The sequence below is a fragment of the Pseudomonas sp. Z18(2022) genome (assembly GCF_036346535.1).
GTDB classification, from domain to species: domain Bacteria; phylum Pseudomonadota; class Gammaproteobacteria; order Pseudomonadales; family Pseudomonadaceae; genus Aquipseudomonas; species Aquipseudomonas yamanorum_A.
On the sequence record NZ_JAOTOA010000003.1, the window covers coordinates 441,285 to 463,291 of the forward strand.

Genomic DNA, 22,007 nt, shown 5'->3' on the forward strand with positions numbered 1-22,007 from the left:
ATCAACCGACCTTCAGTTCGTGGCCATTATCGCTGGAGGGCCATACGACTTCGATTTGAGGCAACGAGCTCTTCATTGAAAGCCGTTCCGCTGCCAGCTCCAAGAGGATGTTTTTGTGCCAAACCAGATGCATGAACATGGCCTTGGTGTCGGTGTAGGGGATGAACAATGCGCCCGCTATATGGCGCAACACACGGTCAAGTGGCCATGGATACTCACGCACACGAGTGATCTCCTCTAGAAACGACTCGATCAGTGGACGTTGCTGAAGATGTCGTTGGAGGGTCGCTGATTTACGTAACCAGTCAAGGTTCTGGATCAGAGTGGCAGGGAGGTCTTTCTCGGTAACGATGTTCCAGTCCACCCCTTGACCGGACCAATAGGCTCGTTCGATCTCAAACTTTTCCAGGGTACGTTCAAGTCCTTTGTCTGCCTTAAGCGACTCGGTGTATTTGAGCGTACGAGCCGCTAAGCGCGTGCTTCCATCTGGCTGTTTGATGGTCAGCAGAAAGTCCGTCGTCATCACGAAAGGCACTTTGGTACCTGGATAAACGGGATAGCGAATATTCAAAGCAAGGGCAATCGACTGAACCGCCGATTGCGGAAGGATGGGAAATTGCTCCCGAATATCCACCACATCAGAGGAAAACTCGGCTACGAGCAAATACCCGTATTCAAGATCAGACAGTAGGTGATGAAGCCGATCAACTTTTACTCCATGAACCTTGCGCGACCGACCATGCGATGGAACGTCTTGCACACGCAACCACGGCAAATACAGCTCGTGATTTCCTTGCCCAAAGCCTTTTTCGATATGCCGATCAATATCGGACTGCGTCTTGAAGCTACGACCACGCAAGCCAACCTCCCATGCCTTCTGCGGCCTCCACATATCCTCAAAAATGGAATGTGCACAAAAAGTGCTAGGAAAATATCAGCGCTGTGAATAAGTCTGAGTACCTGTACCAGACTACGCCTCTAGCAAGATCACAACCCAAAATCGGACATATGGTGGAGGACATAATAAAGAAAAGCCCCTGAAATCAGGGGCTTTAGGCATTGTGTCAAAATATCTTGTCTGGTGTCAGAATATTTTGTCTGGTGTCAAAATATTTTGTCAAAAACCAGGGGTTTTGGTGGTACGGCTAAGGCTTACTCCACCGTCACCGACTTCGCCAGGTTGCGCGGCTGGTCAACGTCAGTGCCCTTAAGCACAGCCACGTAGTACGACAGCAACTGCAGCGGGATGGTGTAGAGGATCGGCGACAAGGTGTCGTGGATGTGCGGCATGTTGATGACGTGGGTGCCTTCGCCATTGGTCATGCCGGCCTTTTCGTCGGCGAACACGATCAACTGGCCGCCACGGGCGCGCACTTCCTGCAGGTTGGACTTGAGCTTCTCCAGCAGTTCGTTGTTCGGCGCGACGGTCACCACTGGCATGTCGTCATCCACCAGGGCCAACGGGCCGTGCTTGAGCTCACCGGCCGGGTAGGCTTCGGCGTGAATGTAGGAGATTTCCTTAAGCTTGAGCGAACCTTCCATCGCCACCGGGTATTGCGCGCCACGGCCGAGGAACAGGGTGTGGTGTTTGTCGGCGAACAGCTCGGCGACTTTTTCCACGGTGCTGTCCATGGCCAGCGCTTCGCCCAGGCGGGCCGGCAGGCGGCGCAGTTCTTCCACCAGCTTGGCTTCGACGCCGTCTTCCAGCGTGCCGCGCACCTGGCCCAGGGACAGGGTCAGCAGCAACAGGCCCACCAACTGGGTGGTGAAGGCCTTGGTGGAGGCCACGCCGATTTCGCGACCGGCCTGGGTCAGCAGGGTCAGGTCGGACTCGCGCACCAAGGAGCTGATGCCGACGTTGCAGATTGCCAGGCTGCCGAGGAAGCCCAGTTCCTTGGCATTGCGCAGGGCGGCCAGGGTGTCGGCGGTTTCGCCGGACTGGGAGATGGTGACGAACAGGGTGTCGGGCTGCACCACCACCTTGCGGTAGCGGAATTCGCTGGCGACTTCGACCTGGCACGGGATGCCGGCCAGTTCTTCGAGCCAGTAACGGGCGACCATGCCGGCGTGGTAGCTGGTGCCGCAGGCGACGATTTGCACGTTGCGCACTTTGGCGAACAGCTCGGCGGCTTGCGGGCCGAAGGCTTGTACCAACACCTGGTTCTGGCTCAGGCGACCTTCCAGGGTGCGTTGCACCACGGCCGGTTGCTCGTGGATTTCCTTGAGCATGAAGTGGCGGAACTCGCCCTTGTCGGCGGCTTCGGCACCGTCGCGGTACTGCACGGCTTCACGTTCAACGGACTTGCCGTTGACGTCCCAGATCGACACGCTTTCGCGGCGGATCTCGGCGATGTCGCCTTCTTCCAGGTACATGAAGCGGTCGGTCACCTGGCGCAGGGCCAGTTGGTCGGAGGCGAGGAAGTTCTCGCCCAGGCCCAGGCCGATCACCAATGGGCTGCCACTGCGGGCGGCGACCAGGCGGTCGGGCTGGCTGGCGCTGATCACGGCCAGGCCATAGGCGCCGTGCAGTTCCTTGACGGTGGCCTTGAGGGCGTTGGTCAGGTCGCCCAGGTCTTTAAGCTTGTGGTTCAGCAGGTGGGCGATGACTTCGGTGTCGGTGTCCGAAGTGAAGACGTAGCCCAGGCCTTTGAGTTGTTCACGCAGCACTTCATGGTTTTCGATAATGCCGTTGTGCACCACCGCCAGGTCACCGGAGAAGTGCGGGTGCGCGTTGCGTTCGCACGGTGCGCCATGGGTGGCCCAACGGGTGTGGGCGATACCCAGGCGGCCTACCAGCGGCTCACCGGCCAACGCTTGTTCGAGTTCGCTGACCTTGCCCGGGCGACGCATGCGCTCAAGCTTGCCGGCGTTGGTAAAGAGCGCCACACCGGCGCTGTCGTAGCCGCGGTATTCCAGGCGTTTGAGGCCTTCGAGCAAAATGGCGGTGACGTTTCGTTCAGCGACTGCGCCAACAATTCCACACATGGTTTTTCTCCTAGATGACTGCCGCGCAAATCAGCGTGATGCCGCGGGCTTGGATCTGGTCGCGGGCCTCAAGCGGCAGGCGATCATCGGTAATAAGGGTATGGACGCTGCTCCAGGGCAGTTCCAGGTTGGGGATCTTGCGGCCAATCTTGTCGGACTCGACCATCACCACCACTTCGCGGGCGACCTCGGCCATGACGCGGCTCAGCCCCAGCAACTCGTTGAAGGTGGTGGTACCGCGCTCCAGGTCGATGCCATCGGCGCCAATGAAGAGCTGGTCGAAATCGTAGGAACGCAGCACTTGCTCGGCGACCTGGCCCTGGAACGAGTCCGAATGCGGGTCCCAGGTGCCGCCGGTCATCAACAGTACCGGCTCATGTTCCAGTTCGCTCAGGGCGCTGGCTACGTGCAGGGAGTTGGTCATCACCACCAGGCCGGGCTGATGGCCCAGTTCGGGGATCATGGCGGCGGTGGTGCTGCCGCTGTCGATGATGATGCGGGCGTGTTCGCGCAAACGCCGGACGGCCGCACGGGCGATGGCGCGCTTGTAGACCGAAATGGGCTGGGCCGGGTCGCCGACCAGTTCCTGGGGCATGGTGATGGCGCCGCCATAGCGACGCAGCAACAGGCCGTTACTTTCGAGGGCCGCCAGGTCCTTGCGGATGGTGACTTCCGACGTTTCGAAACGTTTGGCCAATTCGTCCACGCTGACTTCACCTTGCTCAGTGAGCATGGCAAGGATGTTGTGGCGACGTTGGGGTGTATTTCGTTTCGACATGGTGATGATAAGTTTCGTTTCGAAAGATAACGAAGGCAATCAAAACCTATTGGCTGAGGATCGTCAAGGGAGCGAGGTCAATTTTTGCGAAAAGTCTGGCAACAACACTAAACAACTGTGGGAGCTGGCTTGCCTGCGATAGCGGTCTGACAGCCAACGTTGATGTTGTCTGGCACTCCGTCATCGCCGGCAAGCCGGCTCCTACAGGTGAAAGTGGTGGTCAATCAGACTGTGGATAACTCAGGTCTTCTTGATTTTGACCGGGCGCTTCCAGCCGTCGATGTTGCGCTGGCGGGCGCGCGCCACTGCGAGTTGAGACTTATCCACATCCTGGTTGATGGTTGAGCCTGCCGCTGTGTTCGAACCATCACCAATGCTGACGGGTGCAATCAACGAGTTGTTGGAGCCGATAAACACGTCTTCGCCAATGGTCGTCTGGTACTTGTTGGCGCCATCGTAGTTACACGTGATGGCGCCGGCGCCGATATTGCTGCGCGCACCAATCACGGCATCACCAAGGTAGGCCAGGTGCCCGGCCTTGGCGTCGTCGCCCATCTGTGCGTTTTTCAGTTCTACAAAGTTACCCACATGGGCCCTGGCCCCGAGCACGCTACCCGGACGCAGGCGTGCAAACGGACCAGCGTCACTGCCCTCGCCCATCACCGCGCCGTCGATATGGCTGTTGGCCTTGATCACCACGCCTTTGCGCAGGGTGCTGTCCTTGATCACGCAGTTCGGGCCAATGATCACGTCATCTTCAATCACCACGCGACCTTCCAGGATCACGTTGATGTCGATCAGCACGTCGCGACCCACAGTGATATCACCCCGCATATCGAAACGTGCCGGATCCCGCAGTGTCACGCCCAGCGCCATCAAGCGGCGGCCTTCGCGCAGTTGATAGTGACGCTCCAGCTCCGCCAGTTGCTTGCGGTCGTTGGCGCCCTGCACTTCCATCGGGTCGTGGGGCTGTTCGGTGGCGACCAACAGGCCATCACTGACAGCCATCTCGATGACATCGGTCAGGTAGTACTCGCCCTGGGCGTTATTGTTGGACAGGCGGCTCATCCAGTCAGCCAGGCGATCGGCCGGCACCGCGAGGATTCCGGTATTGCCTTCGGTGATGGCGCGCTGGGCTTCGCTGGCGTCTTTATGCTCGACGATGGCCGCGACCTTGCCGTCAGCGTTGCGCACAATGCGGCCGTAGCCGGTCGGGTCATCCAGCTCAACGGTCAGCAGGCCCATCTGGCCTGGCACCACATGCTTGAGCAGGCGCTGCAAGGTTTCCACTTCGATCAACGGCACGTCACCGTAAAGGATCAGCACGGTGTCGGCCTTGATGAACGGCACCGCTTGCGCGGTGGCATGGCCGGTACCCAATTGCTTGTCCTGCAATACGAAATTCAAGTCGTCCGCCGCCAGTCGCTCACGCACCACGTCGGCTCCGTGGCCGATCACCACATGAATGCGCTGTGGATCAAGTTGCCGGGCGCTGTGGATAACATGGCCGAGCATCGAGTTGCCGGCAACCGGGTGCAGCACCTTGGGCAAGGCCGAACGCATGCGGGTGCCCTGGCCTGCGGCAAGAATTACGATTTCGAGAGACATGAATGGCTACCAATCCTGGGCGGTCAGACTTCAGACCAAAGAAGTGTTTTGCTAAAAAAGAAAAAGGGTAGCCGAGGCTACCCTTTTTAATCAATCACACATGAGGCTTGACGGCTTAGCCGCCAAACTTCTTGCGGATCTGCTGGACGGTGCGCAGCTGAGCTGCGGCCTCGGCCAGACGTGCAGCAGCAGAACCGTAGTCGAAATCTGCGCCTTTTTCGTTCAGGGCCTTCTCGGCAGCCTTGACGGCTTCCTGAGCGGAGGCTTCATCCAGGTCGGCAGCACGTTGCACGGTGTCGGCAAGTACCTTGACCATGTTCGGCTGAACCTCGAGGAAACCACCGGAGATGTAAAACACCTCCCGTTCCCCGCCCAGCTTGGTCAGAGTGATCGGACCAGGCTTCAAGGATGTAATCAATGGCGCGTGGCCAAAGTTAATACCCAGGTCGCCCAGTTCGCCGTGTGCAATCACACTCTCGATCTGACCGGAGAAGATTTCCCCTTCCGCGCTGACGATATCGCAATGGAATGTCATAGCCATCTGCTTGCCTCAACCTGATTAGCGCCCGTTACCGGGCGCCGGAATTACAGTTTCTTGGCTTTCTCGATCGCTTCTTCGATGCCGCCGACCATGTAGAACGCTTGTTCTGGCAGGTGGTCGTAGTCACCGTTGAGGATGCCTTTGAAGCCAGCAATGGTGTCTTTCAGGGAAACGTATTTACCCGAGGCACCGGTGAAGACTTCAGCCACGAAGAACGGCTGCGACAAGAAACGCTGGATCTTACGAGCGCGGGATACCAACTGCTTGTCGGTTTCCGACAGCTCGTCCATACCCAGGATCGCAATGATGTCCTTCAGTTCTTTGTAACGCTGCAGAACGTACTGGACGCCGCGAGCGGTGTCGTAGTGTTCCTGGCCGATGACGTTCGGGTCCAGCTGGCGCGAAGTCGAGTCCAGTGGATCGACCGCTGGGTAGATACCCAGGGAGGCGATGTCACGGGACAGTACGACGGTGGCGTCCAAGTGGGCGAACGTGGTCGCTGGCGACGGGTCAGTCAAGTCATCCGCAGGTACGTATACCGCTTGGATCGAGGTGATCGAACCGTTTTTGGTCGAAGTGATACGCTCTTGCAGAGTACCCATCTCTTCGGCCAGGGTCGGCTGGTAACCTACTGCGGAAGGCATACGGCCCAGCAGTGCGGATACTTCAGTACCGGCCAGGGTGTAACGATAGATGTTGTCGACGAACAGCAGAACGTCGTTACCTTCGTCACGGAACTTCTCGGCCATGGTCAGGCCGGTCAGTGCTACGCGCAGACGGTTACCCGGCGGCTCGTTCATCTGACCGTAAACCAGTGCCACTTTGTCCAGAACGTTGGAATCCTTCATCTCGTGGTAGAAGTCGTTACCCTCACGAGTACGCTCACCCACACCGGCGAACACGGAATAACCGCTGTGCTCGATGGCGATGTTACGGATCAGTTCCATCATGTTTACGGTTTTGCCTACACCGGCACCACCGAACAGACCGACTTTACCGCCCTTGGCGAACGGGCAAACCAGGTCGATAACCTTGATGCCGGTTTCCAGCAGGTCGTTGCCGCCCGCTTGTTCCGCGAAGGAAGGCGCAGGACGGTGAATGCCCCAGCGCTCTTCGGTGTCGATTGGACCGGCTTCGTCGATCGGGTTACCGAGGACGTCCATGATCCGGCCCAGGGTCGCTTTACCGACCGGTACGGAGATGGCTGCGCCAGAGTCAGTGACTTCCAGACCGCGCTTCAAGCCTTCGGTGGAACCCATTGCAATGGTACGAACCACGCCGTCGCCCAGCTGCTGCTGAACTTCCAGGGTGGTGCCTGCATCGCTTTTGACTTTCAAAGCGTTGTAGATGCTCGGTACGCTGTCGCGTGGGAATTCCACGTCGATAACGGCGCCGATGATTTGAACGATACGTCCGCTACTCATAGCTGGATCCTCTGAATATTTGAACCGTTAAACCGCGGCAGCGCCGCCGACGATTTCCGAGATCTCTTGGGTGATCGCAGCCTGACGCGCCTTGTTGTAGATCAGCTGCAAATCGCTGATCAAATCACCGGCGTTGTCGGTAGCGTTCTTCATCGCGATCATCCGCGCAGCTTGTTCAGCCGCGTTGTTCTCGACCACCGCCTGGTACACCTGCGACTCCACGTAGCGCACCATCAAGCCGTCAAGCAGCTCTTTGGCGTCTGGTTCGTAGAGGTAGTCCCAGTGGTGCTTGAGTTCTTGTTCCGGGGCGGCCACCAATGGAATCAACTGCTCCACGGTAGGCTGTTGCGTCATGGTGTTGATGAACTTGTTGGATACCACGGACAGGCGGTCAATCCGGCCTTCCAGGTATGCATCCAGCATCACTTTGACGCTGCCGATCAAATCATTGATCGACGGTTCTTCACCCAGGTGGCTGATAGCTGCAACGACGTTACCGCCGAAGTTGCGGAAAAAGGCCGCACCCTTGCTACCGACCACACACAGATCGATCTCGACGCCTTTTTCGCGGTTTACCGCCATGTCCTTGACCAGGGCCTTGAACAGGTTGGTATTCAAACCACCGCACAAACCACGGTCACTGCTCACCACGACATAACCAACGCGCTTTACTTCGCGATCGATCATGAACGGGTGGCGATATTCCGGGTTGGCGTTGGCCAGATGACCAATAACCTGGCGGATACGCTCCGCGTAGGGACGGCTAGCAGCCATGCGCATTTGTGCCTTGCGCATTTTGCTGACCGCCACTTTTTCCATGGCGCTGGTGATCTTTTGCGTGCTTTTGATGCTCGCAATCTTACTGCGAATCTCTTTTGCGCCTGCCATGTAACACCTATCAGGTTAGCAAGCGGGAGCCTCGCGGCCCCCGCTGCGGCTTACCAGGTTTGGGTGGCCTTGAACTTCTCGATACCGGCTTTGATGCCAGCATCGATGTCGTCATTGAAGTCACCCTTCACGTTGATCTTCGCCATCAATTCGGCGTGATCGCGGTTGAAGTAAGCAATCAGCGCTTGTTCAAAGCTGCCGACCTTGGTGATTTCAACGTCGGTCAGGAACCCACGCTCAGCGGCATACAGCGACAGCGCCATGTCAGCGATCGACATTGGTGCGTATTGCTTCTGCTTCATCAGCTCGGTAACGCGCTGACCATGCTCAAGTTGCTTACGGGTCGCTTCGTCCAGGTCAGAAGCGAACTGGGCGAATGCCGCCAGTTCACGGTACTGAGCCAGAGCGGTACGGATACCACCGGAGAGCTTCTTGATGATCTTGGTCTGAGCGGCACCACCCACACGGGATACCGAAACACCGGCGTTCACTGCAGGACGGATCCCGGAGTTGAACATGGCCGATTCCAGGAAGATCTGACCGTCGGTGATGGAAATCACGTTGGTCGGAACGAACGCGGAAACGTCGCCAGCCTGGGTTTCGATGATCGGCAGTGCGGTCAGGGAACCGGTTTTGCCGGTCACTGCGCCGTTGGTGAACTTCTCTACGTATTCTTCCGAAACGCGGGATGCGCGCTCCAGCAGACGGGAGTGGAGATAGAACACGTCGCCTGGGTAAGCTTCACGGCCTGGTGGACGGCGCAGCAGCAGGGAAATCTGGCGGTAAGCCACTGCTTGCTTGGACAGATCGTCATAAACGATCAGCGCGTCTTCACCGCGGTCGCGGAAGTATTCGCCCATGGTGCAACCGGAGTACGGTGCCAGGAACTGAAGTGCAGCGGATTCGGAAGCACTGGCGGCCACGACGATGGTGTTAGCCAGGGCGCCGTTTTCTTCCAGCTTGCGAACCACGTTGGCGATGGTCGATTGCTTCTGACCGATAGCTACGTAGACGCAGAAGATCCCGCTGTCTTTCTGGTTGATGATCGCGTCGATCGCCAGAGCGGTTTTACCGATCTGACGGTCACCGATGATCAGCTCACGCTGGCCACGGCCGACAGGAATCATGGCATCGACAGCCTTGTAGCCAGTCTGTACAGGCTGGTCTACCGACTTACGCCAGATCACGCCTGGAGCAACTTTCTCGACCGCATCGGTCTCGGTGTTGTTCAGCGGACCTTTGCCGTCAACTGGGTTACCCAGTGCGTCGACAACGCGACCCAGCAGTTCCTTACCAACCGGAACTTCCAGGATGCGGCCTGTGCACTTGGCGCTCATGCCTTCGGCCAGAGTCTGGTAGGAGCCCAATACAACGGCACCTACAGAGTCTTGCTCCAGGTTGAGGGCCATACCGTAGACGCCGCCCGGAAACTCGATCATCTCGCCGTACATTACGTCGGCCAGACCGTGAATCCGCACGATGCCGTCAGATACGCTGACGACAGTGCCTTCGTTACGGGCTTGGGAGGTCACATCGAGCTTGTCGATGCGGCCCTTGATAATTTCACTTATTTCGGAAGGATTGAGTTGCTGCATTGCTCTGCTGCCCCTTCAAACTCAAGATTTCAATGCTTCGGCAAGATTCGCGAGTTTGCCGCGAATCGAGCCATCGATAACCAGGTCGCCGGCGCGAATGATGACACCACCAATCAGGGTGGCATCCTCCGCAACTTGCAGGCGCACTTCCCGGTCGAGTCGTGCACTGAGAACCTTGGCGAGTTTGTCTTGCTGTTCTTGGTTCAATGCAAAAGCACTGGTCACTTCAACATCTACCGATTTCTCTTGTTCGGCCTTGTACAGGTCAAACAGAGCGGCGATCTCCGGCAGAAGCGGGAGACGGTCGTTTTCGGCAACGACGTGGATGAAGTTCTGCACTTTTACATCAAACTTGTCGCCGCACACGTCAATAAACGTGGCGGCCTTGTCTGCGCTCGTCAGTCGCGGGGCCTTGAGCACGCGCTGCATGGTGTCGTCTTGCGACACTGCTGCAGCCAGGCCGAGCATGGCTGACCAAGAGGCCAGCTGCTGGTGGGCCTGGGCGTGCTCGAAGGCTGCCTTAGCGTAAGGTCGGGCCAACGTGGTCAATTCTGCCATGATCGCCCTCGCTTAAATTTCAGCAGCCAGTTTGTTTACCAGCTCCGCGTGCGCGTTTTGATCGATTGTGGCACCCAGGATCTTCTCAGCACCGCCGACGGCCAGAGCACCCAGTTGGGCACGCAGCGCATCTTTGACACCGTTCAGTTCCTGCTCGATCTCGGCTTGAGCCTGAACCTTCACACGGTCAGCGTCGATACGGGCTTTTTCAACAGCCTCTTCAACGATCTGGTTACCGCGTTTCTTGGCTTGCTCAATGATTTCAGCTGCCTGAGCTTTCGCTTCGCGCAGTTGTTGACCCGCTTTATCTTGGGCCAACTCCAGGTCGCGAGCTGCTCGTGCGGCAGCGTCCAGTCCGTCTGCGATCTTCTTCTGACGTTCGTGCAAAGCCGCGATGACCGGAGGCCATACGAACTTCATGCAGAAAACAACAAAAATCAAGAACGCTAAGGACTGACCAATAATGGTTGCATTAATGTTCACGCCAATACCTCGCTCGTTCGTTGCACAACACACCAATCACTCGAAAAAACGAGTGATTAACCGGCGAGTTGACCAACGAAGGGGTTCGCGAAGGTGAAGAACAGAGCGATACCAACACCGATCATGGTCACGGCGTCGAGCAGGCCGGCGACGATGAACATTTTAACTTGCAGCATTGGAACCATTTCTGGCTGACGCGCTGCGCCTTCCAGGAACTTGCCGCCCAGCAGGCCGAAACCAATGGCAGTACCCAGGGCGCCCAGGCCGATCAACAGTGCAACAGCGATAGCGGTTAGACCAACTACAGTTTCCATCTTTCCTCCCGACTTTTACGTCGTATGGTTTAGGTTTTTTAGATTTTAAAGCGGTAAAACAAATCGTTTCATAGCCCTTCAGGGCTCCCCTCCCGTTTGACCGGGAGGGACATCAGACTAGTCGAAACTGGTCTTAATGGTTCTCTTCGTGCGCCATCGACAGGTAGACGATGGTCAGCATCATGAAGATAAACGCCTGCAGGGTGATGATCAGGATGTGGAACACAGCCCACGCCCACTGCAGAACAATGCCCAGGCCGCTAAGCCAGAGCAGACCACTGCCGAACATCACAGCGATCAGAATGAACACCAGCTCGCCGGCATACATGTTGCCGAACAGTCGCAGGGCCAGGGAAATCGGCTTGGCGACCAGGGTCACGAATTCCAGCAGGAAGTTCACCGGGATCAGCAGGGCTTGAACGAAGATGTTCTTGCTGCCGAACGGGTGCAGGGTCAGTTCGCCGATGAAGCCGCCGATACCCTTGATCTTGATGCTGTAGAAAATGATCAACGCAAACACCGACAGGGCCATGCCCAGGGTGGCGTTAGGGTCCGTGGTGGAAACTGCACGGAATGGAATGTGCTGATCGCCGGAGATCAGGATGGCCAGCTGAGGAATCCAGTCGACCGGAATCAGGTCGACGGCGTTCATCAGGAACACCCAGACGAAGATGGTCAGTGCCAACGGTGCAATCACCGCGCTACGACCATGGAAGCTGTCACGCACGCTGCCATCGACGAATTCGACCAATACTTCAACGAAGTTCTGCAATGCCCCTGGCTGACCGGAAGTCGCCTTCTTTGCCGCCATGCGGAAAATCAGGACGAAAATCAGACCCAATGCGACAGACCAGCCCAGAGTATCCAGGTGGAATGCCCAGAAGCCCATTTCTTTGGCTTCTGCTGCGGTGTGGGCGAAGCCCCAGCCGCCATTGGGTAGCTGACCGAAGGTCAGGTTCTGCAAGTGGTGCTGGATATAGCCCGAAGCGGTTGTCTCTGCCATGGTTGCCTCAAACGCCCTAAGGTCTCGAAAGTCTTGTTCTCATCAGCAGGGGCGAGAACCAGCTGACCAATTGGGTCAACACGAAGACGCCGAATACAGCTAGCGGCGCCAATGGCTTCACACCTGCAAAGGTCAGTGCAAACAGCACTGCCGTCAAAATCAGTTTCCCCGCCTCGCCGGCATAAAAAGACCGGACGATAGCCTGGGCTGCTCGGGCGCCGGAAAACCGAAAGGCCCTGTGAGCAAAATACATATTGGGCAGCAAGGCTATCAGGCCTCCGCAGAGTCCTGAGTACCCGGCTACGACTCCATACCAATACCAGAGCGCCAAAGAGGCGATCAGTAAAATGACAAATTGAGCCACTAAAACCGGGAAAACGGCCAAGCGATGGAACGGCGACGTGTTTGGCGTGCGGGTTTCCATCACTCTTGCTCCTCAATAGTCGGCTGCCGGAAATCAATAACTTGGCATAATTTGTGCCGACAAAATGCGCGCAGAGTATAGGGGCGGTTCTGCCCCTATTCAACTGCCGGGTAGTGATTTCCGACTGCGCGCTACAGAAGCAATTGTTTCAGCGGATGTGGGCAAGAACGCCCTGAAGCTCATCCAATGAGTTATATCCGATGACCAATTGCCCTTTGCCTTTCTTTCCGTGGCGAATTTGCACCGCAGAGCCTAGGCGTTCGGCCAGGCGCTGCTCCAGGCGTGCAATATCCGGATCAGGTTTGGCAGTTTCGACCGGTGCAGGTTTGCCGCTGAGCCACTGGCGAACCAGGGCCTCGGTCTGACGAACGGTGAGGCCTCGTGCGACAACGTGTCGCGCCCCCTCAACCTGTTGATTTTCCGGCAAACCGAGCAAAGCACGGGCATGACCCATTTCCAGGTCGCCATGGGAAAGCATGGTTTTGATGACTTCCGGCAGTGCGATCAGACGCAACAGGTTGGACACGGTAACCCGGGACTTGCCCACCGCATCCGCGACTTCCTGCTGAGTCAGTTTGAATTCCTGCTGCAAACGCTGCAGGGCGATCGCTTCCTCGATCGGATTGAGGTCTTCGCGCTGTATGTTCTCGATCAGTGCCATGGCGATGGCGGTTTCATCCGGTACATCGCGCACCATCGCCGGGATGGTTTCCTTGCCAGCCTGTTGGCTGGCACGCCAGCGGCGTTCGCCGGCGATGATTTCAAAGCGGCCTGCACCAATCGGGCGCACCACGATCGGCTGCATCACGCCCTGGGACTTGATCGAGTTCGCCAATTCTTCCAGCGCCTGGGGATCCATGTCCCGGCGCGGCTGGTATTTGCCGCGCTGGATCAGGTCCAGCGGCAGGTGCTGCAGCTCACGCTCGTCGGCCTGCACCGCTTGCTCTTCAAGGGTCGTGACAGTCGGACCACTCAGCAGTGCATCCAGTCCACGTCCGAGACCTCGTTTCTTGACGGCCATGGGGATTCCTTAAGTTGGCTGGGCTGCAGCGGTGCGTGAATTGCGGCGTTGACGACGAACCATCTCACCGGCCAGAGCCAGATAGGCAATGGCACCGCGGGATGACTTGTCATACGCCAGCGCGGGCATGCCATAGCTTGGCGCTTCGGCCAGGCGGATGTTGCGTGGAATCACGGTGTCGTAGAGCTGATCGCCGAAGTGTTCCTTGAGCTGTGCCGACACATCGTTCATCAGGCTCAGGCGCGGGTCATACATGGTCCGCAGCAGGCCTTCGATCTGCAGGTTCGGGTTGAGCAGCTCGGCGATACGCTTGATGTTATCCACAAGGTCGCTCAACCCTTCCAGTGCGAAGTACTCGCACTGCATGGGGATAATCACCCCGTCGGCGGCGACCAATGCGTTCAGTGTCAGCATCGACAGCGAGGGCGGGCAGTCGATCAAAATGTAGTCGTAATTCTCGCGGATCGGCGCCAGGGCGCTGCGCAGACGGCTTTCTTTCATCTGCATTTCCAGCAGCACCACTTCCGCCGCGGTCAAATCGCGGTTGGCCGGCAGCAGTTGGTAACCGCCGTGCTCGGAAAAGTGCATGGCCTGGGCCAGGTCGCACTCGCCAATCAGCAAGTCATAGACCGAGTTTTCCAGGCCGTGTTTATCCACACCGCTACCCATGGTGGCGTTGCCCTGTGGATCGAGATCGATCAACAGCACCCGACGCTTGGTAGCGACCAGGGATGCTGCGAGGTTGATGCAGGTGGTGGTTTTGCCCACGCCACCTTTCTGGTTCGCTATCGCGAATACCTTAGCCATTCTTGCTTGTGTTCCCAATCATGCCGTGCGGCGCAGTATCAGCAGATGGCGTTGGCCTTGGCAACCGGGTACAGCCAAGGCGTGTTCGCTATCGAGGTGGAAGTCTGCCGGCAATGCTAACAGCTCGTCGCTTGGATGAACGCCCTTCATTGCCAGCCAACGGGTGTCGCGGTCGCCGAGGTGGCGGGTCCAGTTGCTGAAGTTCTCCATGCTGCTGAAAGCCCGGGAAACAATTCCGTTGAAAGGCTGTTCAGGCGTGAAGGCTTCGACGCGACTGTGGATAACTTGCAGGTTATCCAGCTTGAGTTCGAGTTTGACCTGGGTCAGGAAGCGGGTTTTCTTGCCGTTGCTGTCCAGGCACGTCACTTGCGACTCGGGAAACAGGATCGCCAGCGGGATGCCGGGCATACCGCCACCGCTGCCAACATCGAGCCAGCGGCCGTTTTCGATAAACGGCATCACGCTGAGACTGTCGAGCAGATGGCGAGAAACCATTTCGTCCGGGTCACGCACTGCAGTGAGGTTGTAAGCCTTGTTCCATTTGATCAACAGGGCCAGATAACCCAGTAGCAACTCGTGCTGGGCTTCGGTCAGGTTGACGCCAAGCTGGCGAGCACCTGTGGATAACTCTTCGGCGTGTTGCGAGGTGACCAACGAACTCAAGCGCTTTGCTCCAACTGACGGCCCGCGCCGCGTTTTTTCAAATGAATCATCAACAGCGAAATGGCTGCCGGCGTGACGCCCGGGATACGTGAAGCCTGGCCCAGGGTCTCTGGTCGAGTTATCCCCAGCTTGCTTTGAATCTCTTTCGACAGGCCGGAAATATTTGTGTAATCGATATCCACAGGCAGCTTGGTGTCTTCACTGGCCCGCAGACGAGCGATCTCATCCTGCTGACGGTCAATGTAACCGGCGTATTTGGTCTTGATTTCGACCTGCTCGGCGACCTGTGGATCTTCTGCGCCACCACCGGTGACCGAGATCAGACCAGCGTAGTCGATTTCCGGACGGGACAGCAGGTTCAGCAAGTTGTACTCGTGGGTCAGCGGGGTGCCGAATTTCTCGGCAATCGCATCGCCTTGCTCGGTGCCCGGGCGAACCCAGGTACTTTTCAGGCGTTGCTCTTCCAGTTCGATGCTTTCGCGTTTTTTGCAGAAGGCAGCCCAACGCGCGTCGTCGACCAAGCCCAGCTCGCGACCTTTTTCGGTCAAGCGCAGGTCGGCGTTGTCTTCCCGCAGGATCAGGCGATATTCGGCCCGGGACGTAAACATCCGGTACGGTTCCTGGGTGCCGAGGGTGATCAGGTCGTCGACCAACACACCGATGTACGCCTCATCGCGACGCGGGCACCAGCTGTCTTTGCCCTGTGCACGCAGTGCGGCGTTGGCTCCGGCCAGCAAACCCTGGGCGCCGGCTTCTTCGTAACCGGTGGTGCCGTTGATTTGTCCAGCGAAGAACAAACCGCCGATCACCTTGGTTTCCAGGCTGTATTTCAAGTCACGCGGGTCGAAGTAGTCGTACTCGATGGCATAGCCAGGCCGCACGATGTGCGCATTTTCCATACCGCGAATCGACTGCACGATCTGGATTTGCACGTCGAACGGCAAGGAAGTGGAAATCCCGTTCGGATACAGCTCGTGGGTAGTCAAACCTTCCGGCTCGATGAAGACCTGGTGGCTTTCCTTGTCGGCAAAGCGATGGATCTTGTCTTCGATCGACGGGCAATAGCGTGGCCCAATGCCTTCGATCACACCGGAATACATCGGCGAACGGTCGAGGTTCGCGGCAATGATTTCGTGGGTTCGGGCGTTGGTGTGGGTAATCCAGCAACTGACCTGTTTCGGATGCTGTTCCTTGGAGCCCATGAACGACATGACCGGGATCGGTGTGTCGCCGGCTTGCTCGGTCATCACCGAGAAATCCACCGAACGGCCATCGATACGTGGCGGCGTGCCGGTTTTCAGGCGACCAACGCGCAGTGGCAGTTCGCGAAGGCGTTGTGCCAAGGCGATTGACGGCGGATCACCAGCGCGGCCACCGGAATAGTTCTGCATACCGATGTGGATAAGTCCACCGAGGAACGTACCGGTGGTCAACACCACGGATTCTGCGAAGAAACGCAGGCCCATTTGGGTGACAACACCGCGTACATGGTCCTGCTCGACGATCAGGTCATCGGCTGCCTGCTGAAATATCCACAGGTTCGGTTGGTTTTCCAGGGTTTCGCGGACAGCGGCCTTGTACAGGATCCGGTCGGCTTGAGCACGAGTGGCTCGCACGGCCGGGCCTTTGCGGCTGTTCAATACGCGAAATTGAATACCACCTTTGTCGGTAGCCATGGCCATCGCGCCGCCCAGGGCATCGATTTCCTTGACCAGGTGGCTTTTGCCAATCCCGCCAATCGCGGGGTTGCAGCTCATGGCACCGAGGGTTTCCACGTTATGCGTCAGCAACAGGGTTTTTGCCCCCATGCGTGCTGACGCCAGTGCTGCCTCGGTACCGGCATGACCGCCGCCGATGACGATCACTTCAAAACGGGAAGGGAAATCCACCACGCACCTCGTGCCTGCTTCTGTAGGTAATTAGGAATGAGCGTTCGAGATCAGGTTTTCGAACGAGTCGGCAAGTATAGGGACTTCGCCCTTCCTAAAGAACCCTTTGCACAAAATTTAACCAGCTGTGGATGAATCACGAACAATAGAAATTAAAAGAGAGAAATTTATTAAATCTTTGTTTTTATGTTTATTTCTACTGAGGCATGTTTCTGTGGATAGATCGCTACAGGCCTTTATTTACTTTATGTACAGAGATTCAAAAGTCTGTGGTTAGGTGCCAAGGAGGCCCTTGGATAAGTGGTGTAAGCCTGTGGATTAAACAGGTGGTTATCCACAGAGGGGTTTTTACTCAGGTTTTACGCCCTGTTATCAACTGGGCACAGGGGCGGTTATTCACAGGGCTTAATCCACAGAAAAGCGTCAAATGAGGCAAATCCCGGACGCAGGAAAGCCGTCGCGACGTTCGCGTTATTCAGAAAAAAGAATTGAATGCCCTGAAACGGGCAGAACAGACAGGCCCGAATGGCCTGTCTGGGGAACGGTAAACGTTATTTACCGATGCAGAAGCTGGAAAAGATCCGTCCCAGCAGATCATCGGAGCTGAAAGCACCGGTAATCTCGCCCAATAACTGTTGAGCCTGGCGCAGATCTTCGGCCAGCAGCTCACCAGCACCTGCCAGGGTCAACTGGGCCCGACCGTGCTCGAGGGCCGCACTGGCATGCCGCAGCGCTTCCAAGTGCCTGCGGCGAGCACTGAAGCTGCTTTCCGAGGTCTGCTCGTAACCCATGCAGGCCTTCAGATGGTCGCGCAGCAACTCCAGGCCATCCCCTGCCGACTTGGCGCTGAGGCTGATGGTGACGTGGCCATCGTCGCTGACTTCCAGGGCGATTGCTTCGCCCGTCAGGTCAGCCTTGTTACGAATCAGCGTGACCTTGGCGGGGTCTGGCCGTTGTTCGAGGAATTCTGGCCACAGTGCGAACGGGTCCGCAGCTTCCGGCGCGGTGGCATCAACCACCAGCAGCACGCGATCGGCTTCAGTGATTGCCTTCAACGCGCGTTCTACTCCGATCTTCTCTACCTGGTCATCGGTGTCACGCAGCCCGGCCGTGTCCACGACATGCAGCGGCATGCCATCGATGTGGATATGTTCGCGCAAGATATCCCGTGTAGTGCCGGCAATCTCGGTAACGATGGCCGCTTCGCGTCCGGCCAGGGCATTGAGGAGGCTCGACTTGCCAGCGTTGGGCCGGCCGGCAATCACCACGGTCATACCGTCGCGCAGCAAGGCTCCTTGCCCGGCTTCACGCAGTACTGTGGATAACTCGTCACGGACTTTATCCAGCATCGCGAGGACATGGCCATCGGCGAGGAAGTCGATTTCTTCCTCGGGGAAATCAATCGCCGCCTCTACGTAGATGCGCAAGCTGATCAACTGCTCGGTGAGGTTATGCACACGTAGGGAAAACGCACCCTGCAATGAGCGCAACGCATTGCGCGCGGCTTGTGCAGAACTGGCTTCGATCAGGTCGGCAATCGCTTCGGCCTGGGCCAGGTCGAGCTTGTCGTTGAGGAACGCGCGCTCGCTGAATTCGCCCGGGCGTGCCAGGCGGCAACCCAGTTGAAGGCAACGCTGCAGCAGCATATCCAGAACGATCGGGCCGCCGTGGCCTTGAAGTTCAAGCACATCTTCGCCGGTAAATGAGTTCGGGCCCGGGAAATAAAGGGCAATCCCTTCGTCCAGAACCTCTTCTTCGGCGCCTAGAAAAGGCCCGTAATGCGCATACCGAGGCTTCAGCTCCCGCCCACTGATGGCCTGGGCCGCCACGCCGGCGAGCGGCCCGGAAATACGAACGATACCGACACCACCACGACCTTGAGCGGTGGCGACAGCGGCGATGGTTTCACGAGGAGCGCTCATGGCGGGTACCCGGCTAAAAGTGACGGAAAGCAAAACGCCCCACTAGGGGGCGTCTTGAGTGGTGTTATCCACAGAGTAAATTACGCCTCGGCTTTTTTGGTAGCCGCTTCGATTTTACGTGTGATGTACCACTGTTGAGAGATCGACAGGCAGTTGTTGACCACCCAGTACAGCACCAGACCAGCCGGGAACCACAGGAAGAAGAAGGTGAAGATGATTGGCATCATTTTCATTACCTTGGCCTGCATCGGGTCCGGCGGAGTCGGGTTCAGACGCTGCTGGATGAACATGGTCGCGCCCATGATGATCGGCAGGATAAAGAACGGGTCTTTGATCGACAGGTCAGTTATCCACAGCATGAACGGTGCCTGACGCATTTCCACGCTTTCCAGGAGAACCCAGTACAGCGACAGGAATACCGGCATCTGCACCAGAATCGGCAAGCATCCACCCAGCGGGTTGATCTTCTCTTTCTTGTACAGCTCCATCATGGCCTGCGACATTTTCTGCCGGTCATCGCCATGTTGTTCTTTCAGCGCGGCCAGTTTCGGGGCCACGGCACGCATACGCGCCATCGACTTGTAGCTGGCAGCCGACAGTGGGAAGAAGATCCCCTTGATCAGCATGGTCAGCAGGATGATCGAGAAACCCCAGTTACCCACAATGCTGTGGATATGTTGCAGCAGCCAGAAGATCGGCTGGGCAATGAACCAGAGAATGCCGTAATCCACAGTCAGTTCCAGACCTGGGGATAACTCTTTGAGGACTGCCTGGCTTTTCGGGCCGGCATACAGCGTAGCGCTGGCTTCAGCCTTGGCACCCGGAGCGACGGTCAACGTCGGGCCAGTAAAGCCAATGATGTAGTTGCCCTGGCTGTCTTTGCGGGTTTGAACCAGGTTCGCATCACCCTTGTTCGGGATCCATGCGGTCACGAAGTAGTGTTGCAACCAGGCAACCCAGCCACCTTGGACTGTTTCTTTCAGCGCGCCCTTGTCGATATCTTTCATCGACACTTTTTTGTACGGCTCGCTACTTGTCCACAGGGCTGCGCCCAGGTAAGTCGCGGTGCCGGTGGCGGTGCTGGAAGAAGGATCGGCGCTGTTGTCACGCTTGAGCTGGGCAAACAGGTTGCCAGTCCACGGCTTCGCGCTTTCGTTGTCGATCAGATAGGTGACTTTCAGATCGTACAAACCGCGGGTGAAGCTGAAACGCTTGATGTAGTTGACGCCGTCGTGACTGAATTTCAGGTCGACGTTCAACTGGTTCTGGCCATCAGCCAGTTGATAAGTCTTCTGTTCGGTCGAATAAACCGGACGACCGGTAGCACGAGCATCCGGACCGTCAGTGCCGGTCAGGCCACTTTGCGCCAGATATACACGTTCGCCGCCGTTATCGAACAGCTGGAACGGAACATCCGGATGGTCTTGGCGACGTGGATACAGCGGCAGCTTCAGCTGGGCGATATCACCACCTTGTGGATCGATAGCCAGGTCCAGTACATCCGTTTTTACGTGGATGAGGTCTTTATTGGTGACGACCGGGGTTTCTACCGGGGTGCTGGTATCGGCATTCGCGCTGGGTACATCGGCACTGGCGGCAGCATTGTTACCCAGTGGCGTGTCCGGAATAGCCGGCGCCGACTGATTGGTAGCAACATTCTGAGTCGGCAGGGCAGCTTGGCCATAATCCTGGTTCCACTTAAGAACCATAGAGTAGGACACGATTGCCAGGGCGACGATCAGGATCGTGCGTTTAATATCCATGATTACTCGGCCATCGAAGAAGAACGGGAGGTAGGGATAGGTGGAACCGGGTCATAACCACCGGGATTCCACGGATGACAGCGACCTAAACGACGAAAGGTCAGCCAGCCACCGCGCAGAAGGCCATGATTTTCTATGGCTTCCAACGCGTAGCAGGAACAACTGGGGTAGAAACGACAGTGATTTGCCATCAGGGGACTAATGGCATAGCGGTAAAACTGGATCGGAACGAGTGCCAGTTTACGCATCAGTACTGTCTACCCCTACAGTTTCGGTGCTGACAGCTGGTGTTGGCTTGTTGGTACGAGCCAAACGTTTCCAGAGCTTGCCGAAATGCTGAATCAATTCGGGGTTTTCTACGTCCCCCAAGCCTTTGCGCGCGACGATAACAATATCCCAACCAACCAGAGTCTCCTGGTGGAGGCGAAACGATTCGCGCATCAGACGCTTGAGGCGATTGCGCTCAACGGAGAGCTTTACGCTCTTCTTGCCGATCACCAACCCGAGACGGGGGTGATCCAGATCGTTGTTACGCGCAAGGAGCAGGAGATTTTTCCCCGGAACCTTGCCGGTGGGGGAGTCAAAGACTGCCTTGAAATGCCGGGGGGTTAGCAGACGCTTTTCCCGACTGAAGTCCTGACTCACCACCAGTACCGGATTATCAAACTGCCAGACGCGCACGACCTTTGGCGCGGCGACGCGACAGGACAGCACGGCCGTTCTTGGTGGCCATGCGAGCACGGAAGCCGTGAGTACGGGCGCGTTTGATGGTGCTTGGTTGGAAAGTACGTTTCATGGCGTGTTACCTGGTTCGTCCACAACGGGCCGGAATGGCCCCCGTTTTAAGAGACCGGCGATTCTAGAGAAAGCAAGCCTCTAGGTCAATTTCCAACCAGCTTTTCCTTTAATTAGATCTCTGGAGGCATTTGAACCGAATCCGTTCGGTTCGGCTTTCACGAGCAATGCCATAGATATAAAAATAAAGAAGGAAGTTATTTAAAGCTTTTCTGTAAAGCTTATAAAAGCTAGGGACGCGATCTTCTGTGGATAACTACCTTCAGCCCATATTCCACGTGATGTACAGAGAATGACAACACGGGGGAGAAACGGTGCTCTGCCTGTGCTGCGCTATCGGATAAGCTGTGTGTGGAATGGCTACTTATCCACAGGCCAGTTACCCACAGACTTTCGACCCCACTTGTACAACGGGCTTAGGGTCGCTTATCCACAGAGCTTATGCACAGACCATTTGTCGCCTTTTTTACGGTTAAGGCATTGATTCTTGGCGCCCTGTGAGCAACCTACATGTGGATAAGTGGACGGCTGGCCGCTACAATGGCG

At 57.1% G+C, this 22,007-nt stretch carries 22 protein-coding genes; all 22 read right to left on the minus strand.

What is annotated here, in order from left to right; translation table 11 throughout:
* Position 1 precedes the first annotated feature (1 nt).
* A complete protein-coding gene (locus tag V3W39_RS10050) occupies positions 2-859 on the minus strand; it encodes a TnsA endonuclease N-terminal domain-containing protein (RefSeq protein WP_330212583.1) in 858 nt (285 codons plus the stop codon).
* Positions 860-1,152: 293 nt separating this feature from the next.
* Entirely contained in the window at positions 1,153-2,985 is a 1,833-nt protein-coding gene (gene glmS / locus V3W39_RS10055; protein WP_177130097.1) for a glutamine--fructose-6-phosphate transaminase (isomerizing), read from the minus strand.
* Positions 2,986-2,995: 10 nt separating this feature from the next.
* Entirely contained in the window at positions 2,996-3,763 is a 768-nt protein-coding gene (locus V3W39_RS10060; RefSeq protein WP_177043617.1) for a DeoR/GlpR family DNA-binding transcription regulator, read from the minus strand.
* Positions 3,764-4,003: 240 nt separating this feature from the next.
* The gene (glmU, locus tag V3W39_RS10065) at positions 4,004-5,371 is read right to left on the minus strand and encodes a bifunctional UDP-N-acetylglucosamine diphosphorylase/glucosamine-1-phosphate N-acetyltransferase GlmU (protein WP_330212584.1); all 1,368 of its coding nucleotides are present in this window, start codon (positions 5,369-5,371) and stop codon (positions 4,004-4,006) included.
* 115 nt (positions 5,372-5,486) lie between these two features.
* Positions 5,487-5,912: a F0F1 ATP synthase subunit epsilon gene (locus V3W39_RS10070; protein WP_008439541.1), complete on the minus strand. Its 426-nt coding sequence runs from the start codon at positions 5,910-5,912 to the stop codon at positions 5,487-5,489.
* A 44-nt stretch (positions 5,913-5,956) separates the two neighbouring features.
* The gene (gene atpD / locus V3W39_RS10075) at positions 5,957-7,336 is read right to left on the minus strand and encodes a F0F1 ATP synthase subunit beta (RefSeq protein ID WP_003213545.1); all 1,380 of its coding nucleotides are present in this window, start codon (positions 7,334-7,336) and stop codon (positions 5,957-5,959) included.
* 27 nt (positions 7,337-7,363) lie between these two features.
* Complete coding sequence (gene atpG, locus V3W39_RS10080) at positions 7,364-8,224, minus strand: F0F1 ATP synthase subunit gamma (protein ID WP_003213547.1); 861 nt, start codon at positions 8,222-8,224, stop codon at positions 7,364-7,366.
* Between the two features lie 50 nt (positions 8,225-8,274).
* Positions 8,275-9,819, minus strand: coding sequence for a F0F1 ATP synthase subunit alpha (atpA, locus tag V3W39_RS10085; RefSeq protein WP_003213549.1), 1,545 nt, complete (start codon positions 9,817-9,819; stop codon positions 8,275-8,277).
* Positions 9,820-9,840: 21 nt separating this feature from the next.
* Positions 9,841-10,377 carry a F0F1 ATP synthase subunit delta gene (locus tag V3W39_RS10090; protein WP_003213551.1) on the minus strand — a complete coding sequence of 179 codons (537 nt, stop codon included), beginning with the start codon at positions 10,375-10,377 and terminating at the stop codon, positions 9,841-9,843.
* Between the two features lie 12 nt (positions 10,378-10,389).
* Positions 10,390-10,860: a F0F1 ATP synthase subunit B gene (locus V3W39_RS10095; RefSeq protein ID WP_008439543.1), complete on the minus strand. Its 471-nt coding sequence runs from the start codon at positions 10,858-10,860 to the stop codon at positions 10,390-10,392.
* A gap of 56 nt (positions 10,861-10,916) precedes the next feature.
* Positions 10,917-11,174: a F0F1 ATP synthase subunit C gene (atpE, locus tag V3W39_RS10100; protein WP_002555987.1), complete on the minus strand. Its 258-nt coding sequence runs from the start codon at positions 11,172-11,174 to the stop codon at positions 10,917-10,919.
* 133 nt (positions 11,175-11,307) lie between these two features.
* Positions 11,308-12,177 carry a F0F1 ATP synthase subunit A gene (gene atpB, locus V3W39_RS10105; protein WP_177043615.1) on the minus strand — a complete coding sequence of 290 codons (870 nt, stop codon included), beginning with the start codon at positions 12,175-12,177 and terminating at the stop codon, positions 11,308-11,310.
* Between the two features lie 16 nt (positions 12,178-12,193).
* Positions 12,194-12,601, minus strand: a complete 408-nt coding sequence (locus V3W39_RS10110; protein WP_177043614.1) for a F0F1 ATP synthase subunit I — start codon at positions 12,599-12,601, stop codon at positions 12,194-12,196.
* Between the two features lie 148 nt (positions 12,602-12,749).
* On the minus strand, positions 12,750-13,622 hold the full coding sequence (locus V3W39_RS10115) for a ParB/RepB/Spo0J family partition protein (RefSeq protein WP_177043613.1): 873 nt from the start codon (positions 13,620-13,622) through the stop codon (positions 12,750-12,752).
* A gap of 9 nt (positions 13,623-13,631) precedes the next feature.
* Complete coding sequence (locus V3W39_RS10120) at positions 13,632-14,429, minus strand: ParA family protein (protein WP_003213559.1); 798 nt, start codon at positions 14,427-14,429, stop codon at positions 13,632-13,634.
* 18 nt (positions 14,430-14,447) lie between these two features.
* Positions 14,448-15,092 (minus strand): 16S rRNA (guanine(527)-N(7))-methyltransferase RsmG, encoded by a 645-nt coding sequence (gene rsmG, locus V3W39_RS10125; protein ID WP_003213561.1) that lies wholly within the window; start codon positions 15,090-15,092, stop codon positions 14,448-14,450.
* Positions 15,089-16,981, minus strand: a complete 1,893-nt coding sequence (mnmG, locus tag V3W39_RS10130; RefSeq protein ID WP_259198932.1) for a tRNA uridine-5-carboxymethylaminomethyl(34) synthesis enzyme MnmG — start codon at positions 16,979-16,981, stop codon at positions 15,089-15,091. Before mnmG ends, rsmG begins: the two co-directional genes overlap by 4 nt.
* A gap of 551 nt (positions 16,982-17,532) precedes the next feature.
* The gene (mnmE, locus tag V3W39_RS10135) at positions 17,533-18,903 is read right to left on the minus strand and encodes a tRNA uridine-5-carboxymethylaminomethyl(34) synthesis GTPase MnmE (RefSeq protein WP_177119938.1); all 1,371 of its coding nucleotides are present in this window, start codon (positions 18,901-18,903) and stop codon (positions 17,533-17,535) included.
* An 80-nt stretch (positions 18,904-18,983) separates the two neighbouring features.
* Positions 18,984-20,666, minus strand: coding sequence for a membrane protein insertase YidC (gene yidC / locus V3W39_RS10140; protein ID WP_003213572.1), 1,683 nt, complete (start codon positions 20,664-20,666; stop codon positions 18,984-18,986).
* Positions 20,667-20,668: 2 nt separating this feature from the next.
* Positions 20,669-20,914, minus strand: coding sequence for a membrane protein insertion efficiency factor YidD (yidD, locus tag V3W39_RS10145; RefSeq protein WP_003213574.1), 246 nt, complete (start codon positions 20,912-20,914; stop codon positions 20,669-20,671).
* A complete protein-coding gene (rnpA, locus tag V3W39_RS10150; RefSeq protein WP_256390017.1) occupies positions 20,907-21,311 on the minus strand; it encodes a ribonuclease P protein component in 405 nt (134 codons plus the stop codon). Before rnpA ends, yidD begins: the two co-directional genes overlap by 8 nt.
* Before the next feature lie 16 nt (positions 21,312-21,327).
* Positions 21,328-21,462, minus strand: coding sequence for a 50S ribosomal protein L34 (gene rpmH / locus V3W39_RS10155; RefSeq protein WP_003213577.1), 135 nt, complete (start codon positions 21,460-21,462; stop codon positions 21,328-21,330).
* Between the last annotated feature and the right edge of the window lie 545 nt (positions 21,463-22,007).